The sequence below is a fragment of the Actinomadura sp. KC345 genome (assembly GCF_004348515.1).
Lineage (GTDB): Bacteria > Actinomycetota > Actinomycetes > Streptosporangiales > Streptosporangiaceae > Spirillospora.
On sequence record NZ_SMKH01000144.1, the window covers coordinates 1 to 18,815 of the forward strand.

General features: G+C 69.8%; 19 protein-coding genes. 14 read left to right on the forward strand and 5 right to left on the reverse strand.

Annotated elements, in window-relative coordinates; translation table 11 throughout:
- From E1281_RS22800 to E1281_RS22820, 5 genes are all read left to right on the forward strand, one after another.
- Positions 1–1,014 (forward strand): acetyl-CoA C-acyltransferase (locus E1281_RS22800; RefSeq protein ID WP_131881404.1); only part of this gene is annotated, 1,014 nt, incomplete at its 5' end.
- Positions 1,011–3,098: a 3-hydroxyacyl-CoA dehydrogenase NAD-binding domain-containing protein gene (locus E1281_RS22805; RefSeq protein ID WP_131881406.1), complete on the forward strand. Its 2,088-nt coding sequence runs from the start codon at positions 1,011–1,013 to the stop codon at positions 3,096–3,098. The genes E1281_RS22800 and E1281_RS22805, both read left to right, overlap by 4 nt.
- Positions 3,099–3,272: 174 nt before the next feature.
- Entirely contained in the window at positions 3,273–4,757 is a 1,485-nt protein-coding gene (locus E1281_RS22810) for an amino acid permease (protein ID WP_131881408.1), read from the forward strand.
- Between the two features lie 194 nt (positions 4,758–4,951).
- Positions 4,952–6,301 (forward strand): FAD-dependent oxidoreductase, encoded by a 1,350-nt coding sequence (locus tag E1281_RS22815; RefSeq protein ID WP_131881410.1) that lies wholly within the window; start codon positions 4,952–4,954, stop codon positions 6,299–6,301.
- 71 nt (positions 6,302–6,372) lie between these two features.
- Positions 6,373–6,738 carry a hypothetical protein gene (locus E1281_RS22820; RefSeq protein ID WP_131881412.1) on the forward strand — a complete coding sequence of 122 codons (366 nt, stop codon included), beginning with the start codon at positions 6,373–6,375 and terminating at the stop codon, positions 6,736–6,738.
- Between the two features lie 68 nt (positions 6,739–6,806).
- On the opposite strand, the gene dxs is transcribed toward E1281_RS22820, so the two are convergent.
- Positions 6,807–8,741, reverse strand: a complete 1,935-nt coding sequence (gene dxs, locus E1281_RS22825) for a 1-deoxy-D-xylulose-5-phosphate synthase (RefSeq protein WP_131881414.1) — start codon at positions 8,739–8,741, stop codon at positions 6,807–6,809.
- Between the two features lie 169 nt (positions 8,742–8,910).
- Here dxs and idi point away from each other — a divergent pair, with 169 nt between their 5' ends.
- From idi to E1281_RS22855, 6 genes are all read left to right on the forward strand, one after another.
- The gene (gene idi / locus E1281_RS22830) at positions 8,911–9,489 is read left to right on the forward strand and encodes an isopentenyl-diphosphate Delta-isomerase (protein ID WP_131881416.1); all 579 of its coding nucleotides are present in this window, start codon (positions 8,911–8,913) and stop codon (positions 9,487–9,489) included.
- A 143-nt stretch (positions 9,490–9,632) separates the two neighbouring features.
- Positions 9,633–10,940: an ABC transporter substrate-binding protein gene (locus tag E1281_RS22835; RefSeq protein ID WP_131881418.1), complete on the forward strand. Its 1,308-nt coding sequence runs from the start codon at positions 9,633–9,635 to the stop codon at positions 10,938–10,940.
- The gene (locus E1281_RS22840; protein ID WP_243717262.1) at positions 10,937–11,830 is read left to right on the forward strand and encodes a sugar ABC transporter permease; all 894 of its coding nucleotides are present in this window, start codon (positions 10,937–10,939) and stop codon (positions 11,828–11,830) included. Before E1281_RS22835 ends, E1281_RS22840 begins: the two co-directional genes overlap by 4 nt.
- A gap of 50 nt (positions 11,831–11,880) precedes the next feature.
- Positions 11,881–12,684 carry a carbohydrate ABC transporter permease gene (locus tag E1281_RS22845; RefSeq protein ID WP_131881440.1) on the forward strand — a complete coding sequence of 268 codons (804 nt, stop codon included), beginning with the start codon at positions 11,881–11,883 and terminating at the stop codon, positions 12,682–12,684.
- Between the two features lie 256 nt (positions 12,685–12,940).
- A complete protein-coding gene (locus tag E1281_RS22850) occupies positions 12,941–13,366 on the forward strand; it encodes a hypothetical protein (RefSeq protein WP_243717264.1) in 426 nt (141 codons plus the stop codon).
- Between the two features lie 90 nt (positions 13,367–13,456).
- Positions 13,457–14,068: a Uma2 family endonuclease gene (locus E1281_RS22855; RefSeq protein ID WP_243717265.1), complete on the forward strand. Its 612-nt coding sequence runs from the start codon at positions 13,457–13,459 to the stop codon at positions 14,066–14,068.
- Here the strand turns inward: E1281_RS22855 and mug are convergent.
- Genes mug through E1281_RS22870 form a run of 3 tightly spaced genes read right to left on the reverse strand, consistent with a single transcriptional unit; the run spans position 14,055 to position 16,311 of the window.
- Entirely contained in the window at positions 14,055–14,618 is a 564-nt protein-coding gene (gene mug, locus E1281_RS22860; RefSeq protein WP_207943432.1) for a G/U mismatch-specific DNA glycosylase, read from the reverse strand. The genes E1281_RS22855 and mug overlap by 14 nt on opposite strands.
- Positions 14,618–15,337: a sulfite exporter TauE/SafE family protein gene (locus E1281_RS22865; RefSeq protein ID WP_131881426.1), complete on the reverse strand. Its 720-nt coding sequence runs from the start codon at positions 15,335–15,337 to the stop codon at positions 14,618–14,620. The genes mug and E1281_RS22865 overlap by 1 nt, the downstream gene beginning before the upstream one ends.
- Before the next feature lie 44 nt (positions 15,338–15,381).
- Positions 15,382–16,311 carry an aldo/keto reductase gene (locus E1281_RS22870; protein ID WP_131881428.1) on the reverse strand — a complete coding sequence of 310 codons (930 nt, stop codon included), beginning with the start codon at positions 16,309–16,311 and terminating at the stop codon, positions 15,382–15,384.
- A 46-nt stretch (positions 16,312–16,357) separates the two neighbouring features.
- Here E1281_RS22870 and E1281_RS22875 point away from each other — a divergent pair, with 46 nt between their 5' ends.
- Positions 16,358–16,978: a LysE family translocator gene (locus tag E1281_RS22875; protein ID WP_131881430.1), complete on the forward strand. Its 621-nt coding sequence runs from the start codon at positions 16,358–16,360 to the stop codon at positions 16,976–16,978.
- Between the two features lie 213 nt (positions 16,979–17,191).
- Here E1281_RS22875 and E1281_RS22880 read toward each other — a convergent pair whose 3' ends face one another.
- Positions 17,192–17,596 carry an ATP-binding protein gene (locus E1281_RS22880; RefSeq protein ID WP_131881432.1) on the reverse strand — a complete coding sequence of 135 codons (405 nt, stop codon included), beginning with the start codon at positions 17,594–17,596 and terminating at the stop codon, positions 17,192–17,194.
- Between the two features lie 155 nt (positions 17,597–17,751).
- Between E1281_RS22880 and E1281_RS22885 the strand changes: the two genes are divergently transcribed.
- Together E1281_RS22885 and E1281_RS22890 are read left to right on the forward strand one after the other, a co-directional pair.
- The gene (locus E1281_RS22885) at positions 17,752–18,567 is read left to right on the forward strand and encodes a helix-turn-helix transcriptional regulator (RefSeq protein WP_131881434.1); all 816 of its coding nucleotides are present in this window, start codon (positions 17,752–17,754) and stop codon (positions 18,565–18,567) included.
- On the forward strand, positions 18,558–18,740 hold the full coding sequence (locus E1281_RS22890; RefSeq protein WP_131881436.1) for a DUF397 domain-containing protein: 183 nt from the start codon (positions 18,558–18,560) through the stop codon (positions 18,738–18,740). Before E1281_RS22885 ends, E1281_RS22890 begins: the two co-directional genes overlap by 10 nt.
- The last annotated feature ends 75 nt before the right edge of the window (positions 18,741–18,815 follow it).

Sequence of the window (18,815 nt, forward strand, 5' to 3'; positions counted from 1 at the left end):
ACCCAGACCGGCGACCAGGGCCTGACCATCGGGCGGTCCGCCGCCGTGCTGGCCGGGCTGCCCAAGAGCGTCCCCGGCTACGCCGTCGACCGGATGTGCGCGGGCGCGATGACCGCCGTGACCACGTCCGGCGCCGGGATCTCCTTCGGCTCCTACGACGTCGTCATCGCGGGCGGCGTCGAGCACATGGGGCGGCACCCGATGGGCGAGGGCGCGGACCCGAACCCCCGGTTCCTCGCCGACCGGCTCGTCGACCCGTCGGCCCTGGTCATGGGCTCCACCGCGGAGAACCTGCACGACCGGTTCCCCGGCATCACCAAGGACCGCGCGGACGCCTACGCCGTCCGCAGCCAGCAGAAGGTCGCCGCCGCCTACGCCGCCGGGAAGATCCAGCCGGACCTCGTGCCGACCGCGATCCGCTCCCCCGAGAAGGGGTGGGGGCTCGCGACCGAGGACGAGCCGCCGCGCCCCGGCACCACCCTCGACGACCTGGCCGGGCTGAAGACCCCCTTCCGCGTGCACGGCAACGTCACGCCGGGGAACGCCGCCGGGCTCAACGACGGCGCCACCGCGTGCCTGCTGGCCGCCGAGGACGTGGCCCGCGACCTCGGCCTCACCCCGAAGATGCGGCTCGTCGACTTCGCCTTCGCCGGCGTCGAGCCGGAGGTCATGGGCGTCGGACCCGTCCCCGCCACCGAGAAGCTCCTCGCCCGCAACGCGCTGACCATGGACGGCATCGGCCTCATCGAGATCAACGAGGCGTTCGCGGTGCAGGTGCTGGCGTTCCTGGAGCACTTCAAGATCGCCGACGACGACGCGCGGGTGAATCCGTGGGGCGGGGCGATCGCCCTCGGGCATCCGCTCGCCTCGTCCGGCGTCCGGCTGATGAACCAGCTCTCCCGCCTGTTCGAGGAGCGTACGGACGTCCGCTATGGACTGACCACGATGTGCGTGGGCATGGGCATGGGCGGAACCGTCCTCTGGGAGAACGCCGACTGGGAGGGGACGAAGTGAGCGACCTCGCGGAACTCTTCAAGGACGAGCTCGTCACGCGCGCGTATGTCAGGGACGTCACGCTCCCGTACGGCGCGGGCACCGTCGCCCTCATCACACTCGACAACGGACACGACCACACCAAGCCCAGCACCTTCGGCCCCAACGGCCTCGCCGACCTGAACGCCGCCCTCGACTCGGTCGCCGGGCGCGACGACATCGCGGCGGTCGGCGTCACCGGCAAGCCGTTCGTCTTCGCCGTGGGCGCCGACCTCAACGGCGTCCCGCTGATCACGAGCCGCGCGGACGCGCACGCGATCGCCCGGCTCGGCCACGACGTGTTCCGGCGGCTCGGCGAGCTGGACGTCCCGTCGTTCGCCTACTACAACGGCGCGGCGATGGGCGGCGGCGTCGAGATCGGGCTGCACTGCACGTACCGGACGATCTCCTCCGGCGTCCCGGCGCTCGCGCTGCCCGAGACGTTCCTCGGGCTCGTGCCCGGCTGGGGCGGGACGTACCTGCTGCCCAACCTGATCGGCGCGGAGAAGGCGCTCAAGGTCGTCATCGACAACCCGCTCGCGCAGAACCGCACGCTGAAGGGCCCGCAGGCGTACGAGCTGGGCATCGCCGACGCGATCTTCGACTCGGCCGACTTCCTGGAGGAGTCGCTCGCCTGGACGGCCCGCGTCCTGAACGGCGACATCGTCGTCCGGCGGCCCGAGGTCGACACGGGCAAGGCGTGGGACGACGCCGTCGCGATGGCGCGCTGGAACGTGGACGGCAAACTCCACGGCGCGGCCCCGTCCTACACCCGCGCGCTCGACCTGATCGCCGCGGCCAAGGACCGCACCCGCGACGAGGGCTTCGAGGCCGAGGACGAAGCACTGGCCGACCTCATCATGAGCGACGAGCTGCGCGCCGGCCTGTACGCGTTCGACCTCACCCAGAAGCGCGCGAAGAGGCCCGCCGGGGCACCCGACACGTCCCTGGCCCGCAAGATCACCAAGGTCGGCGTCGTCGGCGCCGGGCTGATGGCCGCGCAGCTCGCGCTGCTGTTCGCGCGCCGCCTGGAGGTACCGGTCGTGCTGACCGACCTCGACCAGGAGCGCCTGGACAAGGGCGTCGGCCACGCGCACGCCGAGATCGACAGGCTGCTCGGCAAGGGTCGGGTCTCCCCCGACAAGGCGAACCGGCTCAAGTCCCTGATCACCGGCTCGCTCGGCAAGGACGCGTTCGCCGGCGCCGACTTCGTCATCGAGGCCGTCTTCGAGGAGATGTCGGTCAAGAAGAAGGTGTTCGCCGAGGTCGAGGAGTACGTCTCGGCCGAGTGCGTCCTCGCCACCAACACCTCGTCGCTGGCGGTCAGCGAGATGGCGTCCGGGCTGAGGCACCCCGAGCGGGTGGTCGGCTTCCACTTCTTCAACCCGGTCGCGGTCCTGCCGCTCCTGGAGATCGTCCGGGGCGAGCGGACCGACGACACGACGCTGGCCACCGCGTTCGCGGCGGGCAAGCAGCTGAAGAAGTCGTGCGTGCTGGTGAAGGACGCCCCCGCGTTCGTCGTCAACCGCGTCCTGCTGCGGCTGCTCGCCGAGATCGTCCGGACGGTGGACGAGGGCACGCCGATCGAGGTCGCCGAGCGCGCCGCCGCGCCGCTGGGCCTGCCGATGCCGCCGTTCGTGCTGATGGGCCTCGTCGGCCCGGCGATCGCGCTGCACGTGAACGAGACCCTGCACGAGGCGTTCCCGGACCGGTTCCCGCTGTCGAGCAACCTGGCGAAGCTGGTCGCGTCCGGCAAGTCCGGCGTATACCTGCCCGACTTCTCCCTCGACCCGGAGGTGGCGGAGATCTTCGCCGGCGGAGCGGACCCGTCCACCGAGGAGCAGGTCCTCGGCCGCGCGCTCGGCGCGCTCGCCGACGAGATCCGCATCATGCTCGACGAGGGCGTCGTCGCGGCCCCGCAGGACATCGACCTGTGCATGATCCTCGGCGCCGGCTGGCCGTTCCACCTCGGCGGCATCACCCCGTACCTGGACCGGTCGGGCGTGGCCGAAAGGGTCACCGGCCGCCGCTTCCTGGAGCCGGGGGTCGCCTCCCTGCCGGCCTGACCCGCTGCGCTTGCCCCGGGAAAAGAGGCGTTTCGGACCGCGGTTCGAGACGCCTTTCCCGGTGTCACCGCACGTCACGGGGCGTGCATGCGTTTCCCCGGCCATAAGTCGCACACAGATGGGCATACGTTCGGCGGCCGTGTCGATCACCCGGGAGGCGAAGGGACACCGAGGATGAACCTGCTGCGCACGAAGTCGGTCGAGCAGTCGATCAGCGACACGGAGGAACCGGAGCACAGGCTGCGGCGGGCCCTGTCGGCACTCGACCTGACCGTGTTCGGGGTCGGCGTCATCGTCGGGACGGGCATCTTCGTGCTGACCGGCCAGGTCGCCCGGGACAACGCGGGACCCGCGGTCGCGCTGTCGTTCATCTTCGCCGCCGTGGTGTGCGGGCTCGCGGCGCTGTGCTACGCCGAGTTCGCCTCCACGGTCCCGGTCGCCGGGTCGGCCTACACCTTCTCCTACGCCACGCTCGGCGAGTTCCCGGCGTGGATCATCGGCTGGGACCTCATCCTGGAGATGGCGCTCGGCGCCGCCGTCGTCGCGGTCGGATGGTCCGGGTACTTCGCCTCGCTGCTGGACGGCATCGGCATCACGCTGCCGACCGCCATCGCCGACCCGCCGGGCGAGGGCGGGACGGTCAACGTCCCGGCGATCGTACTCGTGCTGCTGGTGACCGCGCTGCTCGTCCTCGGCATCAAGATCTCCTCACGGGTCACCGCCGTGGTGGTGGCGATCAAGGTGTCGGTGGTGCTGCTGGTGATCGTCGCGGGGCTCTTCTTCGTCAAGGGCACCAACTACGAACCGTTCATCCCGCCCTCGGAGTCGACCCCGGAGGTCGGCGGCCTGGACGCGCCGCTGATGCAGGTGCTGTTCGGCGTCACGCCGGTCGCCTTCGGCTGGCTCGGCGTCTTCTCCGCCGTCGCGATCGTGTTCTTCGCCTACATCGGGTTCGACATCGTCGCCACCGCGTCCGAGGAGGCCCGCAACCCGCAGCGGGACCTGCCGATCGGCCTCATCGGCTCCCTCGTCATCACCGCCATCCTGTACGCGGCCGTGTCGACCGTGGTCGTCGGCATGCAGCACTACACCGAGCTGAGCACCGACGCACCCCTCGCGGACGCGTTCGAGCACGTCGGCCATCCCGGGTTCGCCACGGTCATCGACGTCGGCGCCGTCGTCGGCCTCATCACGGTCGTGATGATCCTGCTGCTCGGGATGAGCCGCATCTTCTTCGCGCTGAGCCGGGACGGCCTGATGCCCGCCTGGCTCTCGGCCGTCCACCCGCGCTTCCAGACCCCCTACCGCTCGACGATCATCATGGGCGTCATCGTCGCCGCCCTCGCCGGGTTCATCCCGCTGGCCGAGCTCGCCACGCTCGTCAACATCGGCACGCTGTTCGCGTTCCTCGTCGTCTCGGTCGCCGTGGTGATCCTGCGCAGCACCCGCCCGGACCTGCCGCGCGCGTTCCGCACCCCGCTGGTCCCGCTCGTCCCCATCCTGTCCGTGCTGGCCTGCCTGTTCGTGATGATCAACCTGCCGGTGGAGACCTGGATCCGGTTCCTGGTGTGGATGGGCATCGGCGTCGTCGTGTACGCCGCGTACGGCTACCGGAAGAGCCGTCTCGGGCACATCGGCACGGCCCCCGGAGAACAGTGAACCGCCTCACCCGGTCCGGGACTTGCCGGACCTGCAAGATCACGAACAGTCGTGGTTGCACGCTCCTCGCGAGGCCCGTCCGACCGACCTGCCGGAGCAGCCGGGGAACTCTTACGTTCGCCGGACGCGCGGCCTGCCGCCCGTGACGGGGGTCACTGTGTCCTTTTGCTCGCCGGGTGGGCACAATGGCCCGCATGGCTTCTCCAGCACTCGTCGCGGTGATCGGCTCCGGACCTGCGGGGATCTACGCCGCCGAGGCCCTCGTCAAGCAGACCGACGGCGACGTCCGGGTGGACGTGTTCGACCGGCTGCCGACGCCGTACGGGCTGGTTCGCTACGGCGTCGCGCCCGACCACAAGTCGATCAAGTCGATCGCCAAGTACCTGCAGAGGGTGCTGGAGAATCCCGCCGTCCGCTTCTTCGGCTGCGTCGAGCTGGGACGGGACGTCAGCCGCACCGAGCTGCTCGACTGCTACGACGCCGTCATCTACTCCACCGGCGCGATGGTCGACCGGCAGTTGCGCATCCCCGGCGAGGAGCTGCCCGGCAGCATCGCCGCGACCGACTTCGTCAACTGGTACTGCGGGCACCCCGACGCCGCCGACCACTCCTTCGACCTGTCCGTCGAGGAGGTCGCGGTCATCGGCGTCGGGAACGTGGCCGTCGACGTCGTCCGGATCCTGGCCAAGACGGCCGGCGAGCTGCGCGAAACCGACGTCCCGGAGCAGGTCATCGAGGCGCTGTCGGCCAGCCGGGTCAAGCGCGTCCACATGATCGGGCGGCGCGGCCCGGCGCAGGCGAAGTTCACCACCAAAGAGGCCCGCGAGCTGGGCGAGCTGCCGAACGCGAGCATCCACGTCAGCCCCGAGGACATGGACCTCGACCCCGCGAGCGCCGAGCTGGCCGGGAGCGACCGCAAGGTCGGCGGCAACATCAAGGCGCTCAGCGCCTGGACCGGCGAGCCCGCCGCCGGGCGCCCCCGCCACATCGACGTGCGGTTCTGGCGCGCCCCCGCCGAGATCATCGGATCCGACCGCGTCGAGGGCCTGAAGCTGGAGAGGACCCGGCTGGACGAGACCGGCCGCGTCATCGGAACGGGCGAGTTCGAGACCCTTCCCGTCGGCCTGGTCATGCGCTCGGTCGGCTACCAGAGCGTCCCCCTGGACGGCGTCCCGTTCGACGAGCGCTCCTACACCGTGCCGAACGAGGGCGGGCGCATCACCGGCCCGGACGGCGACCCCGTACCCCGCGAGTACGTCGCCGGCTGGATCAAGCGCGGCCCGTCCGGCGTCGTCGGCACGAACAAGTCCGACGCCGCCGAGACCGTCCGCAACCTCCTGGAGGACCTGGAAGGCGCCGAGACGAACCCCAAGCGCACCATCGAGGAGCTGCTGGAGTCCCGCGGCCTCCCCGTCGTCACCTACGAGGACTGGCTCAGGCTGGACGCCGCCGAGATCGCCCTCGCCGAGTCCCTCGACCGTGGCGAGCGCGTCAAGCTCGCCCGCTGGGAGGCGATGACGTCCGCCTGCCGCGGCCGGGAGTGACTCTCCTCCGCGCCAAGATCCCGCGCGCAAGGTAGTGACGGACATGTGACCCGGACGCTACGGTGCCGCGTGTGACCGGCGGTCCAGAACTGTACGGGTTCCCCCCACCCGAGTCGGTCCCCGACCTGAGGTGGCTGGGCCCTGACTACGTGTCCGTGCTCGTGTACGACCTGACCCAGGGACTCCTGCGCCAGGACCCGCGCACGTCCGTGATGGGCGTGCGGTGCGAGGGCGAGCCCCGGCTCGACCCCTCGGTCGACTCGTCCGGCGTCATCCGCGCGCACGACGCCTGCTTCCCGCTCCAGGTCTTCGTCAGGGACGGCAACGGCCGCCCCTGGCGCCTGCGCGGGCGATGGACCTACTCGGGCCGCGAACTCGGCACCGCCGCCGCGTCCATCACCCACTTCTGGCAACTGCTGGCCGCCGAGGGCGTCTGAGCCGGGTGTGGCCTCCTCGGCCGTCGACGACATCGGGCGTCGCGATCGCGCAGCGAGCCGGAGCGATGCTAGCGATCGCGCGCGTCGTCCGCTGAGGTGAGGCGCTCCGCGCCTGACGCCGAGGGCAACGCCGTGGCGAACGCCGTGATGTCGCGGGCGAGGGCCTGGGGGGTCAGGCCGATGTCGCTGAGGATCTCGGCGCGGGCGGCGTGGTCGAGGAACTCCTGGGGGATGCCGAACGTGCGGACCGGGGCGTCGACCTCGGCGTCGCGCAGGAGGCGGGCGACGGCGTCGCCGACGGCGCCGGTGCGGCCGTTGTCCTCGGCGACGGCGACGAGCGCGTGGTCGCGGGCGAGGTCGAGCAGCGCCGGGTCGAGCGGCTTGACCCACCGCGGGTCGACGACGGTGACGCCGATGCCCTGGGCGGCGACCAGCTCGGCCGCCTCCACCGCGGGCGCCGCCATCGAGCCGGCCGCGACCAGCAGGACGCGGGTGCCGTTGGAGCCGTCGTGGCGGGCCAGGACGTCCATCTCGCCCGCCTTGCCGATCGCCTCGATGTCGTCGGCGGCGGGACCCTTCGGGTAGCGGATCGCGGTCGGGCCGTCGTCGACGGCCACGCACTCGCGCAGCAGTTCCCGGAGCCGGGCGCCGTCGCGCGGGACGGCTACGCGCATGCCCGGGACGAGCTGCAGGATCGACATGTCCCACATGCCGTTGTGGCTGGCGCCGTCGTCGCCGGTCACGCCGGAGCGGTCCAACGCGAACGTCACCGGCTGGCGGTGCAGCGCCGTGTCCATCAGGACCTGGTCGAACGCGCGGTTGAGGAACGTCGCGTAGACGGCCACGACCGGGTGCAGGCCGCCCATCGCGAGCCCGGTGGCGGAGGTGACGGCGTGCTGCTCGGCGATGCCGACGTCGAAGATGCGCTCGGGGAACGCCTCGGCGAACGGGGCGAGCCCGGTCGGGTACAGCATCGCGGCGGTGATGCCGACCACGTCGCCGCGCTCCCGCCCGATCTCGACCATCTCCTCGCCGAAGACCTTCGTCCAGGCGGGCCCGCCCTTCTTGCGGACGAACGCTCCGGTGGCGGGGTCGAACGCGCCGCCGCCGTGCATGCAGTCCTCGTCGTCGTTCTCCGCCGGGGCGTAGCCGCGTCCCTTGGTGGTGATGCAGTGCACGATGACCGGCTGGCCAAACCCGCGGGCGCGGCGCAGCGCGCGTTCGACGGCGTCCTCGTCGTGCCCGTCGATGGGGCCGACGTACTTCATGCCGAGGTCCTCGAACATGGCCTGCGGCTGCAGGACGTCCTTGAGGCCCTTCTTGATGCCGTGCAGGGCCTCGTAGGCGACGCTCCCGACCACCGGGGCGCGCGGCACGGTCTTCTTGATCAGGTCGAGCGCGTGCTCGTAGCCCTGGGTGACCCGCAGGTTGGCCAGGTGGGACGCAAGGCCGCCGATCGTCGGCGAGTAGGAGCGGCCGTTGTCGTTGACCACGATGATGACGGGGCGGTCGGCGCCGCCCGCGATGTTGTTGAGCGCCTCCCAGCACATCCCGCCGGTCAGCGCGCCGTCGCCGACCACGGCCACCACCGCGCGGTCGGACTCGCCGCGGATCTGGAACGCCTTGGCGAACCCGTCGGCGTACGACAGGGCGGTCGAGGCGTGCGAGTTCTCGATGACGTCGTGCTCGGACTCGGCGCGGCTCGGGTAGCCGGACAGCCCGCCGCGCTTGCGCAGTAGGTCGAAGTCGTGCCGTCCGGTCAGCATCTTGTGGACGTAGGCCTGGTGCCCCGTGTCGAAAAGGATCTTGTCGTGCGGCGAGTCGAAGACCCGGTGCAACGCGATCGTCAGCTCGACCGCCCCGAGGTTGGGCCCCAGATGCCCGCCGGTTCTGGAGACCGCCTGGACGAGGAACTCGCGGATCTCCTCCGCGAGCCGAGGCAGTTGAGCGGCGTCCAGTCGCTTGAGGTCGTCGGGACCTGTGATCGACTCCAGCAAGCTCACTCGTTTCAACTCCTCCGTCGGGGATCGGGTCTCCCCTGGCTCGGGCCGTTCCGAGTTTAATCCCGGTCGGCCCCCGACGCGCCGGGGGCCACCTGCCTCACGGGTGTGAAAAGACTGACCCGCGAGGAAACGACCGCCCGCACGAGCGGGGATGGGGTAGGAACAGAGCATGGTCGTCGAAGAGATCGTGCTGCTCAACGCGGAAGACGAGGCCGTCGGGACCGCGCCGAAGAGCACCAGCCACCACAATGACACGCCGTACCACCTGGCTTTTTCATGCTATGTGGTGAATACGGAGGGTCGTGTCCTCATCACTCAGCGCGCCCTGGACAAGCGGACGTTCCCCGGCGTCTGGACGGGGAGCTGCTGCGGTCACCCGGCTCCGGGCGAGGGATTGCGCGACGCCGTCCTGAGGCGCCTGCGGGACGAGCTGGGCATGCCGGACGCGTCGCTCACCTCCGTCCTGCCCGGGTTCCAGTACCGGGCCGTCGCCGAGGACGGGACGGTCGAGAACGAGCGCTGCCCCGTCGTGCGCGCCACCGTCCCGGCGGAGGGGCCCGTCCACCCGAACCCGGACGAGGTGGAACGCGCCGAGTGGTGGACGTGGGACCGCTGCCTGGAACTGACCGCCAGGCCCGAATCGTCGCCGTGGTACCGGCTCCAGCTCGCCGAGCTCGCGCCGCTGGGCGCCCCGCTGGAGTGGCCCGACGCCGGCCGGGAGGACCTGCCGCCCGCCCTCGGCTGGTGACCCGCGCGGACGGCGGCGCCGCACGTCCCGTTCGTCCCTCATGACGCGGCATCACCGCTTGATCACTTTTCCGTCTCCGATGTTGACCGGTGCGCAGTTCCGAACGGACGCTTGCTTCCCCGGGGTAATCGAAGGGACGGACGATGCGAGTACGCAACCCAAAGCGCCGCCTGACGGTGTACGCGGCCGTCGCGATGACCGGAGCCCTCGCCCTGTCGGGTTGCGGCGCGAACGAGGACGAGGGCTCGAACAACGACAAGTCCGAGGTCGAGGTCTTCTCCTGGTGGACCGGTCCGGGTGAGGCCGACGGGCTGAAGGCGATGCAGGCCGACTTCGAGAAGAAGAATCCCGGTACCAAGTTCACCAACGCGGCCATCGCCGGCGGGTCCGGCACGCAGGCCAAGGCCGTCCTGGCGAGCCGGCTGCAGAACAACAAGCCGCCGGACTCGTTCCAGGGCCACGCGGGCGCCGAGCTGCTCGACTACATCAAGGCCGGGCAGATCGAGCCGCTGGACGACTTCTTCAAGCAGAACAACCTGAACTCGGTCTACCCGAAACAGCTTCTCGATCAGATCACCTACAAGGGGCACATCTATTCGGTCCCGGTGAACATCCACCGGTCGAACGTGCTCTGGTACAACCCCGAGATCCTTGAGGACGCCGGGGTCGACGGCCCGCCCACGTCGATCGCCGAGTTCATCACCGCGCTCAAGGCCGTCGACGCCGAGACCGGCAAGGTCCCGCTGTCGCTCGGCGCGCAGTGGACGGCCGACCACCTGCTGGAGAACGTCCTGCTGGGCAGTCTCGGCACCGACGCCTACAACGCGCTGTGGGAGCCGGGCGCGGACTGGGGCGGCGCGGCCGTCACCAAGGCGCTGAACGAGTTCGCCGAGATCATGAAGTACACGACGATGGAGGCCGCGTCCACCGACTGGCAGGGCGCCGCGAAGGCCGTCGTGGACGACAAGGCCGCGTTCAACATCATGGGCGACTGGGCGTACGGCTACTTCGTCGGCGCGGCTCCCAACGGCCTCGGCAAGAAGCTCGACACCGACTTCAAGTACGCGCCGGCCCCCGGCACCGAGGGCACCTACATGTGGCTGTCGGACAGCTTCACCCTGCCCAAGGGCGCGCCGCACCGCGGTGGGGCGCTCGCGTGGCTGAAGGAGGTGTCCAGCAAGGAGGGGCAGGACCTCTTCAACCCGAAGAAGGGCTCCATCCCCGCCCGCACGGACGCCGACAAGAGCCTCTACAAGGGCTACCTGCAGTACGCGTTCGAACGCTGGAACAGCCCCGACATCAAGCTCGCGGGTTCGTTCTGGCACGGCGTGACCGCCAATAACAAGTGGCACACCGACATCGACACCGCCGTGGGCCTGTTCCTGCAGAACAAGGACGTGGGCAAGCTCCAGGAGGCGCTGGTGAACGCGGCCGAGAACAGCGGACAGTGAGGCTTCGCCGCATCCGGAAGTGGCTGCCGGGGCTGCTGCTGGTCTCGCCGTCCATCATCGCGATCGGCGTGTTCGTCTACGGGCTCATCTTCTGGAACACGCGGGTCGCGCTGAGCGGCAAGCACGACGAGGTTTCGGAGTACGGGTTCGACGGGGGCAGGAACTTCGTCGACCTGTGGGACCAGCCGAGCTGGCCGGGCGCCGTGCGGAACGCGCTGGTGTTCACCGCCGTGTTCGTCGTCGGCGCCCTGCTGCTCGGCGCGTTCCTCGCGTTCCTGATGGACAAGGGCGTCCGCGGTGAGGCGTCCTTCCGGATCATCTACCTGTTCCCGATGGCGGTGTCGTTCATCGCCACGGGCGTGGTGTGGCGCTGGCTGATGAACCCGGCGCCGCCGGAGCGCGCGGTCGGCCTGAACCAGCTGTTCGACAAGCTCCATCTGGGGGCGCTGGCGAACGACTGGTGGCAGAACCAGGACTGGGGCATGGCGGCGATGGCGCTGCCCGCGATCTGGCAGATGTCCGGATATGTCATGGCGTTGTATCTCGCCGGGTTCCGCAGCGTCCCCGAGGACCTGCGCGAGGCGGCGCGCGTGGACGGCGCGTCCGAGTGGAAGGTGTACCGGTACGTGGTGTTCCCGCAGCTCCGCCCGGTGACGCTGTCCGCGCTGATCATCCTCGGGCACATCTCGCTGAAGGTGTTCGACCTGATCATGGCGATCGCGGGCAAGCAGATCATCACCTATGTCCCGGCGGTCGCCACCTACGTCGAGATCTTCGACCGGCACGACCCCGCCAACGGGGCCACCATCGCCACGTACATGCTGGTGGCGGTCGCCGTCCTGGTGATCCCGTACCTCGTCTGGTCGGTGCGCTCGGAGCGGCAGCGGTGACGGCGATCAAGGCGCCGGCGGCGCGCGGGCGCGGGCGCGGTGCCGGGCAGATCGTGAAGCCGGTCATCCTGCTGGCGTTCGTCCTGCTGTTCCTCATCCCCGTGTACGTGCTGGTCGTCACCAGCTTCAAGCCGCTGGACGAGGCCGACCCCAGCAGCGCGTGGAGCCTGCCGGGCGAGTGGAGCACCTCCGGCTGGACCGCCGCGTGGGACGAGCTGAAGGCCGGCCTGGCGAACAGCGTCAAGATCGCCGTCACCGGGTCGGTCATCTCGGCGGTGCTCGGCTCGCTGAACGGCTACGTGCTGTCCAAGTGGAGGTTCCCCGGCGCGGACGTCGTGTTCACCCTGTTCCTGTTCGGCATGTTCATCCCGTACCAGGCGGTGATGATCCCGCTGGCCGGGTTGCTGACGGACATCGAGCTCTCCGGGACGATCCGCGGCCTCATCCTCGCGCACGTCGTGTACGGCATCCCCATCTGCACGCTGATCTTCCGGAACTACTACGTGACGATCCCGGACGAACTGATCGAGGCGTCCCGCGTCGACGGCGCCGGGATGCTGCGCACGTACTGGTCGGTCGTCCTGCCCGTCTCGGGCCCGGCGTTCGCGGTGACGCTGATCTGGCAGTTCACCTCGATGTGGAACGACTTCCTGTTCGCGGTGTTCCTCGGCGCCCCCGACAGCTGGCCCGTCACGGTGATGCTGAACAACACCGCCGGGTCGGGCGCGGTCGCCGTCCAGTACAACGTGCAGATGGCCTCGGCCCTCCTGGCGTCCCTGCCGACCCTCCTCGTCTACCTCCTGCTCGGACGATTCTTCATGCGAGGCCTCATGGCGGGCGCGCTGAAGGGCTGAAACACAGCGGTACGTCAACCTCACCGCGCCCTCACGCGTCACAGGAGTGATCAAAGGAGATCCGCATGGGAATCGAACGGCCGGGCTGCGGTCCCATGCCGGACGGCGGCCCGCGTACCGCGCCCGTTGGCATATCCGCCGATATGCGCCTAACCTCTCGTGCATCGTCATGCGGCACACCGGCCTCCCGCCGGGGCCCCGGCGATCCCGGAACGACGGAGACGGGGGAAGAACCGGAGGTGACCGCGTGCAGGCGATGAGTGTTCAGCAGCCCTGGGCGTTCGCGATCGCGCGTGGCGGCAAGACCGTCTCCAACCAGGATCTGCCGACCGCGTACCGCGGGCCGCTCCTCATCCACGCCTCCATGCGCGTCGACCTGAAGGCGTGCGACTCCCCGCTCATCCAGGCCGCGGGCTGGGACCCCCGCGACCCCCTCGCCACCATCGGCGCCGTCATCGCCGTGGCCGACCTCGACCACGTCTGCTCCACCGGCGACGCCTCCTGCGACTGCGGCCCCTGGTCGGCCCCCGGCTCCCAGCACTGGCACCTCAGCGGCGTCCGCGCCCTCCCCCGCCCCATCGTGACCGTCGGCCACCCCGGCCTCTGGCAGCCGAAGCCCTCCCTGATCAGCGCGGTGACCACCATGTTCACCACGACCGCCGCCCTCAACAACACCACCTGAGGGTAAAGAGCCCAATACTCTAGGTCGCGAAGTCGGGCGGGGTAACCTAGGCCCTGCATGGATCTGGCATGCCACCAACTGGAGCGGGACGTGAGCATCGCGCATGATCATGGCGGGCATGGCCCGTACACGGTGGAAGACCTGCACGCCCGAGAGGACGAAGGCCGAGGCCTGGAACTCGAGGACGGGTGGCTGATCGAGTTGTCCCCAAGTGCACCGCACAACTGGGTGGCCATGCAGTTGCAGGAGCTTCTCAAGGCAAGCGCAGCGGACGCCGGCGCCACCGTGTTCGTCGCAGGTGGTGGCGAGTGGGAGATCAGCACGCCGGCGGGCATCCGGAAACCCGATGTCTTCGTGGTGCCCCGAAGTGTGGCGCGGAACTCGATCGTGGATCGCAATCCGGTCGTCATCCCGGGCGGCGAACTACTGATGGTCGCCGAGGTCATCTCTCCCGGCAGCGGCAGTGAACGTGCTGATCGAGTGCGCAAGCTGAAGGAGTATGCGGCACTCGGCATTCCCCAGTACTGGCTCGTCGAGTTCTCTCCCCGCCCGAAGGTTCAGGTCTTCGTCCTGGACGACGAGATCGGCGGCGTCTACCGGTCCTACGCGGCGGCGATGGCGGGCGAAGTACTCAAGGTCGAGGTTCAGGCAGACTCGGCGTTCATCGTGACGCTCGACCCGGAGATACTCACGGAGTTTTGAGCGCGTCGGCGGCCTGGCGGAGGCGGGTGAACTCGTCGGCTATGCGGGCGACGGGCCAGCTTGCGTTGAGGCCGCTCGGATTGGGGAGGACCCAGACCTTCGCGGAACCGAAGGTGTCGTCCTGGGGGCCTATCCGGGTGCGGGGGCGGGCGAAGGCGGTGCGGTAGGCCGTGACGCCGGCCACCGCCAGGTAGGCAGGCCGGTGGCGTTCGACGAGTGCTTCGAGGCGGCGGCCGCCTTCGCGGAAATCTTCGTCGGTCAGCTCGTCGGCGCGGGCGGTGGTGCGGTGGGCCAGGTTGGTGATGCCGAGGCCGTAGGTGGGCAGGAGGTCCTGCCCGGACGGGTCCAGCAGGCGGTCGGTGAAGCCGGAGCGGTGCAGAGCGGGCCAGAAGCGGTTGCCGGGCCGCGCGAAGTGGTGTCCGGTCGCGCCTGAGTAGAGACCGGGGTTGATGCCGCTGAACAGGACGCGCAGCGTCCCGCCGTCCTCGGGCAGGACGTCGGGGATGACGCGGTCGCGGGCGGCCTCCAGGTCGGCCTTGGTCGGGCGCATCAGATCAGATTACGAGCGATCAGCACCACCGCGGACGTTCCGACGACGATGAGAAGTGCCAGGCGGAGGCGTCCCGCGTCCAGGTAGCGGCGTAGCGGGCCGGCGGCCAGGAACCCGGCGAGGACGAACGGGAGGAGCACCAGGCCCGCGGTGATCTGCCGGGCGGGGAGTTGCCCGGCGACCGCGAGGGCGGCCAGGGAGAGCAGCGCGCCGGCGACGAAGAAGACCGCCAGGGTCGCGCGGACGCGAGGGCCGCTCTCGCGCTGGTAGAGCAGCGCGATCGGCGGGCCGCCGATGCCGGAAGCGGTGGCGGTGGCGCCGGAGACGAGCCCGGCGGCGGTGAGCGTCCGCCGGTTGCGGGGCACCTCGCGCGCCCAGGTCGTCGCGGCGAGCGCGGCGAGGACGACGAAGCCGATCACGATGCCGAGCGCGCGGGCCGGGACGGCCGCCACCAGCCAGGCCCCGAGCGGCGCACCGGCGAGGCGGCCGCCGAACGCCCAGCCGAGGCCCCGGAGATCGACGTGCCGGAACTCCTGGGCGAGGGTCGCGAGCGGAAGGAGGAGCGCCATGACGAGGATCGAGCCCGGCATCAGGGACGGGAACAGCATCGTCACGATCGGGGTCGCGACGAGCCCGACGCCGAGGCCGGCACTGCTCTGGACGATCGCGCCGATCAGCGCGGCCAGCCCACCGAACAGCAGAAACTCGAAATGCGGCACGTCAGGACGCTATATCCCGACATCTCCGGTCTGTCGCTGGGCTATCAGGCGGAGGCCTCGGTGAGCCGTGCCAGCTGCGCGCCGGTCAGGGTCGTGCGGGCGACCTCGATGAGCGGCGGGAGCTGGTCGAGGGTCCGCGCGCTCGCGATGGGCGCGACGACGGTCGGCTGCGCGGCGAGCCAGGCCAGGGCCGCGGTCGCGACCGCGACGCCCTGCTCCTCGGCGACGATGTCCAGCGCGGCGAGCACGTTGCGGCCGCGCTCGGTCTCCAGGTGCCGCGCCGCCTTCCCGGACCGCACGCTGTCGACGTCCGACCCGGGACGGTACTTGCCGGTCAGGAAGCCCGACGCGAGGCCGTAGTACGGCAGGGCGGCAAGGCCGTGCCGTTCGGCGATGTCGCGGCGCGGCCCCTCGTAGGTGTCGCGCGAGACCAGGTTGTAGTGCGGCTGGATGGCGACATAGCGGGCGGTCCCCTCCCGCTCGCTGAACTCCAGGGACGCCTCCAGCCGGTCGAGTTCGATGTTGGACACCGCGATCTGCCGGACCTTCCCGGCGGTCACCAGCTCGTCCATGGCCGTCATGATCTCTCCGACCGGAACGGAAGGGTCGTCGAAGTGCGTGTAGTACAGGTCGATGCGGTCGGTGCGGAGCCGCCGGAGCGAGTCGTCCGCGGCGGCCTTGATGTTGTCCGGGGCCAGCCCCTCGCGCTTGGGATGCTTGCCGACCTTGGTCGCGATGACCATGTCGTCCCGGTTGCCGCGGGACTGCGTCCACTCCCCAATGATCGTCTCGGACTCCCCGCCGCTGTTGCCAGGCGCGGACGCCATGTAGGAGTCGGAGGTGTCGATGAAGTTGCCCCCGGCCGCCGCGTAGGCGTCCAGGATCTCGAACGAGCGCTCCTTGCCCGCGGTCCAGCCGAACACGTTGCCGCCCAGGCAGAGCGGAAAGACGTCCAGGTCACCGATCTTGTTCATAACAGCCTTCTTGTTCGCCTCGGAGGTATCAGGAGATCATTACCCAGTGCTGAACGCCTGTCTCACCTTCGCCGCCATCGCGGCGCTGCTGACGATCACGCCCGGGGTCGACATGATGCTCGTCGTGCGCAGCACCGTGGCGGGCGGGCGCCGGTCCGGCCTGCTCGCCTCGGCGGGGGTGATCACCGGCCTGATGTGCTGGGCGCTGGCGAGCGCGGCAGGGTTGACCGCGCTGCTGGCCGCCTCCCGGATCGCGTTCGACGCGCTGCGCATCGCGGGAGCCTGCTACCTGCTGTGGCTCGGCGGCCGTACCCTGTGGAACGCCCGCCGCCGGCCGCAGGACACGGCCGAGCCGACGGAGACGCGGACGTCCGGCGTCACGGCTTTCCGTACCGGCCTCACCTCGAACCTGCTCAACCCGAAGGTCGGAGTGTTCTATGTGAGCCTGCTGCCGCAGTTCATCCCGGACGGCGCCTCGGTGTTCTGGACGAGCATGCTCTTCGCCGTCATCCACGCGGCCGAGGGCCTGCTGTGGCTGGCGCTCGTCGTGTGCGCCGCCACGGCCGCCCGCCGCGCCCTGACCCGTCCCGCGGTGAAGCGCCGCCTCCAGCAGATCACCGGCGTGGCGTTCATCGGCTTCGGCCTCCGCCTGGCCATCGACCACTGATCGCGTCAGGAGGCGGCCGGGGACGTTCCCTGAGCAGGTGAACGCCCCGCCGCGCGGCGTCGGGATCGGCGACGGCGAGCTCTTCGAGCAGGTCGTCAAGGTCACCGGACGAGACCGTGATGCGACGGGTGGCACTCCACGTGCCGTCCAGATCCCGCGTTACCGCCCACTCGGAGAAGAAGTACCGCAGGAGCAGCAACGCAACGTTCTCATTCACCCTGGGAGCGGAAGCACTGCCCATACGAGCTTCCCTCCCTCGTTGAGCGGGCGGACGCCCCAGTCGTGGACGAGTTCCGCCATGAGCAGCAGTCCCCGACCTGAGATGGCGGTGTCGTCCTGCGGCCGGATGACGGGACGGCCCGCTCCGGCGTCCCAGACTTCCACCACGGGACGGCCGTCGCTCTCGCCGCGGAACACCTTCACGACGATCGGCCCCTCCCCGTGCCGCCAGGCGTTGGTGACGAGCTCGCAAACGACGAGCCGCCCGACGTAGTCGTCCTCGATCCCCCACTCGGCGAACCGCTCGGTGAGGAACCGCCGCGCGAGACACGGGGCCTGGTCAGTGGCATCGAGGACGAGCGGAGGCGGAACCTCCGGGGCAAGCGCTGTTGCTGGCATGACTGCGACCTAACGTCGTCGGGTTGATCGCCCCCCATTGAGCCACCGGGTACGCACGCAGCGTCACGAAGCGCAGGTAGTTGCCTGACAATCTCTTCTGACCGGATTTCTGAACTTGGTAACCGCTTGTGTCAAGGTTGGGAGAACATGCCCGCATGGCAGCACGACGGTCAAGAGCGAAGGTCAGCCCGAGCCTGGTCTCCTTCGGGCGCAGGTTCCGCAGATTCCGGGAAGCGAAAGGGTGGAGCCAGGAGAACGTCGCACGCCGGGCTCGTGACGGGGAGGGCGTCACGTCTCAGTACATCGGCCAGGTCGAGACCGGCCGGACGCGCTGCACCCGCGAGTTCGCCGAGCAGATGGACCGCGAACTCGAAGCGGACGGCGAACTCGTCGAACTGTGGGAGGACCTCGTCAAGGGAGCCGAGTTCCCGACCTGGTACGAGTGGCTCCCCGTCGAGGAGACGGCGGAGGAGCTGACCTGTTACAGCCTCTCGCTCGTCCACGGCCTGCTCCAGACACCCAACTACGCCGAAGTGCTGCTGTACGGCGACAAGGAGAGAACCGAGGAACGCCTCGCCCGGCAGGCCATCCTCACCCGCAAGAGTCCACCTCCGCCCGGCTGCACTTTCCTTGTGGACGAGGGGGTGCTCCTGCGCGAGGTCGGAAACCCGCAGGTCATGCGCGAACAGTGCGATCACCTGATCGAGGCACCGAAGGCCCTCGGGGTGTCGGTACAAATCGTGAAAATGCGAGGCGATCACCTCGGGAACATCAGTTCCTTTACGATCGCCACCATGGAGGACATGCGGGAGGTCGCGTACTTCGAGTGCCCGGCACGCGGGTTCACCCTGGAGGCGAGCGATGAGTTGATCGCCGTCCGCCGCGCCCTGCGAGAGGTGCGGGGCTTGGCCCTCCCGACAGATCAGTCGCTTGACTTCATCCGAAAGGTGCAGGCAGAACGATGGACCTGAGCACGGCAACCTGGCGCAAGAGCAGTCACAGCGGCGGCACGGGAGGCGAGTGCGTCGAACTGGCGTCGGCCCCCGGCATCATCGCCCTCCGCGACTCCAAGAACCCCGACGGCCCAAAGCTCATCCTGGAACGCAACGACTTCGCGGCCCTGGTCGCCGCGCTCAAGCACTGACACTCCCCAACAACAAGGAGATAAGGACCCAAGGGGCGAGGGATAAAGGGCGGTGGGGGCGGCGCAGCGTACGGG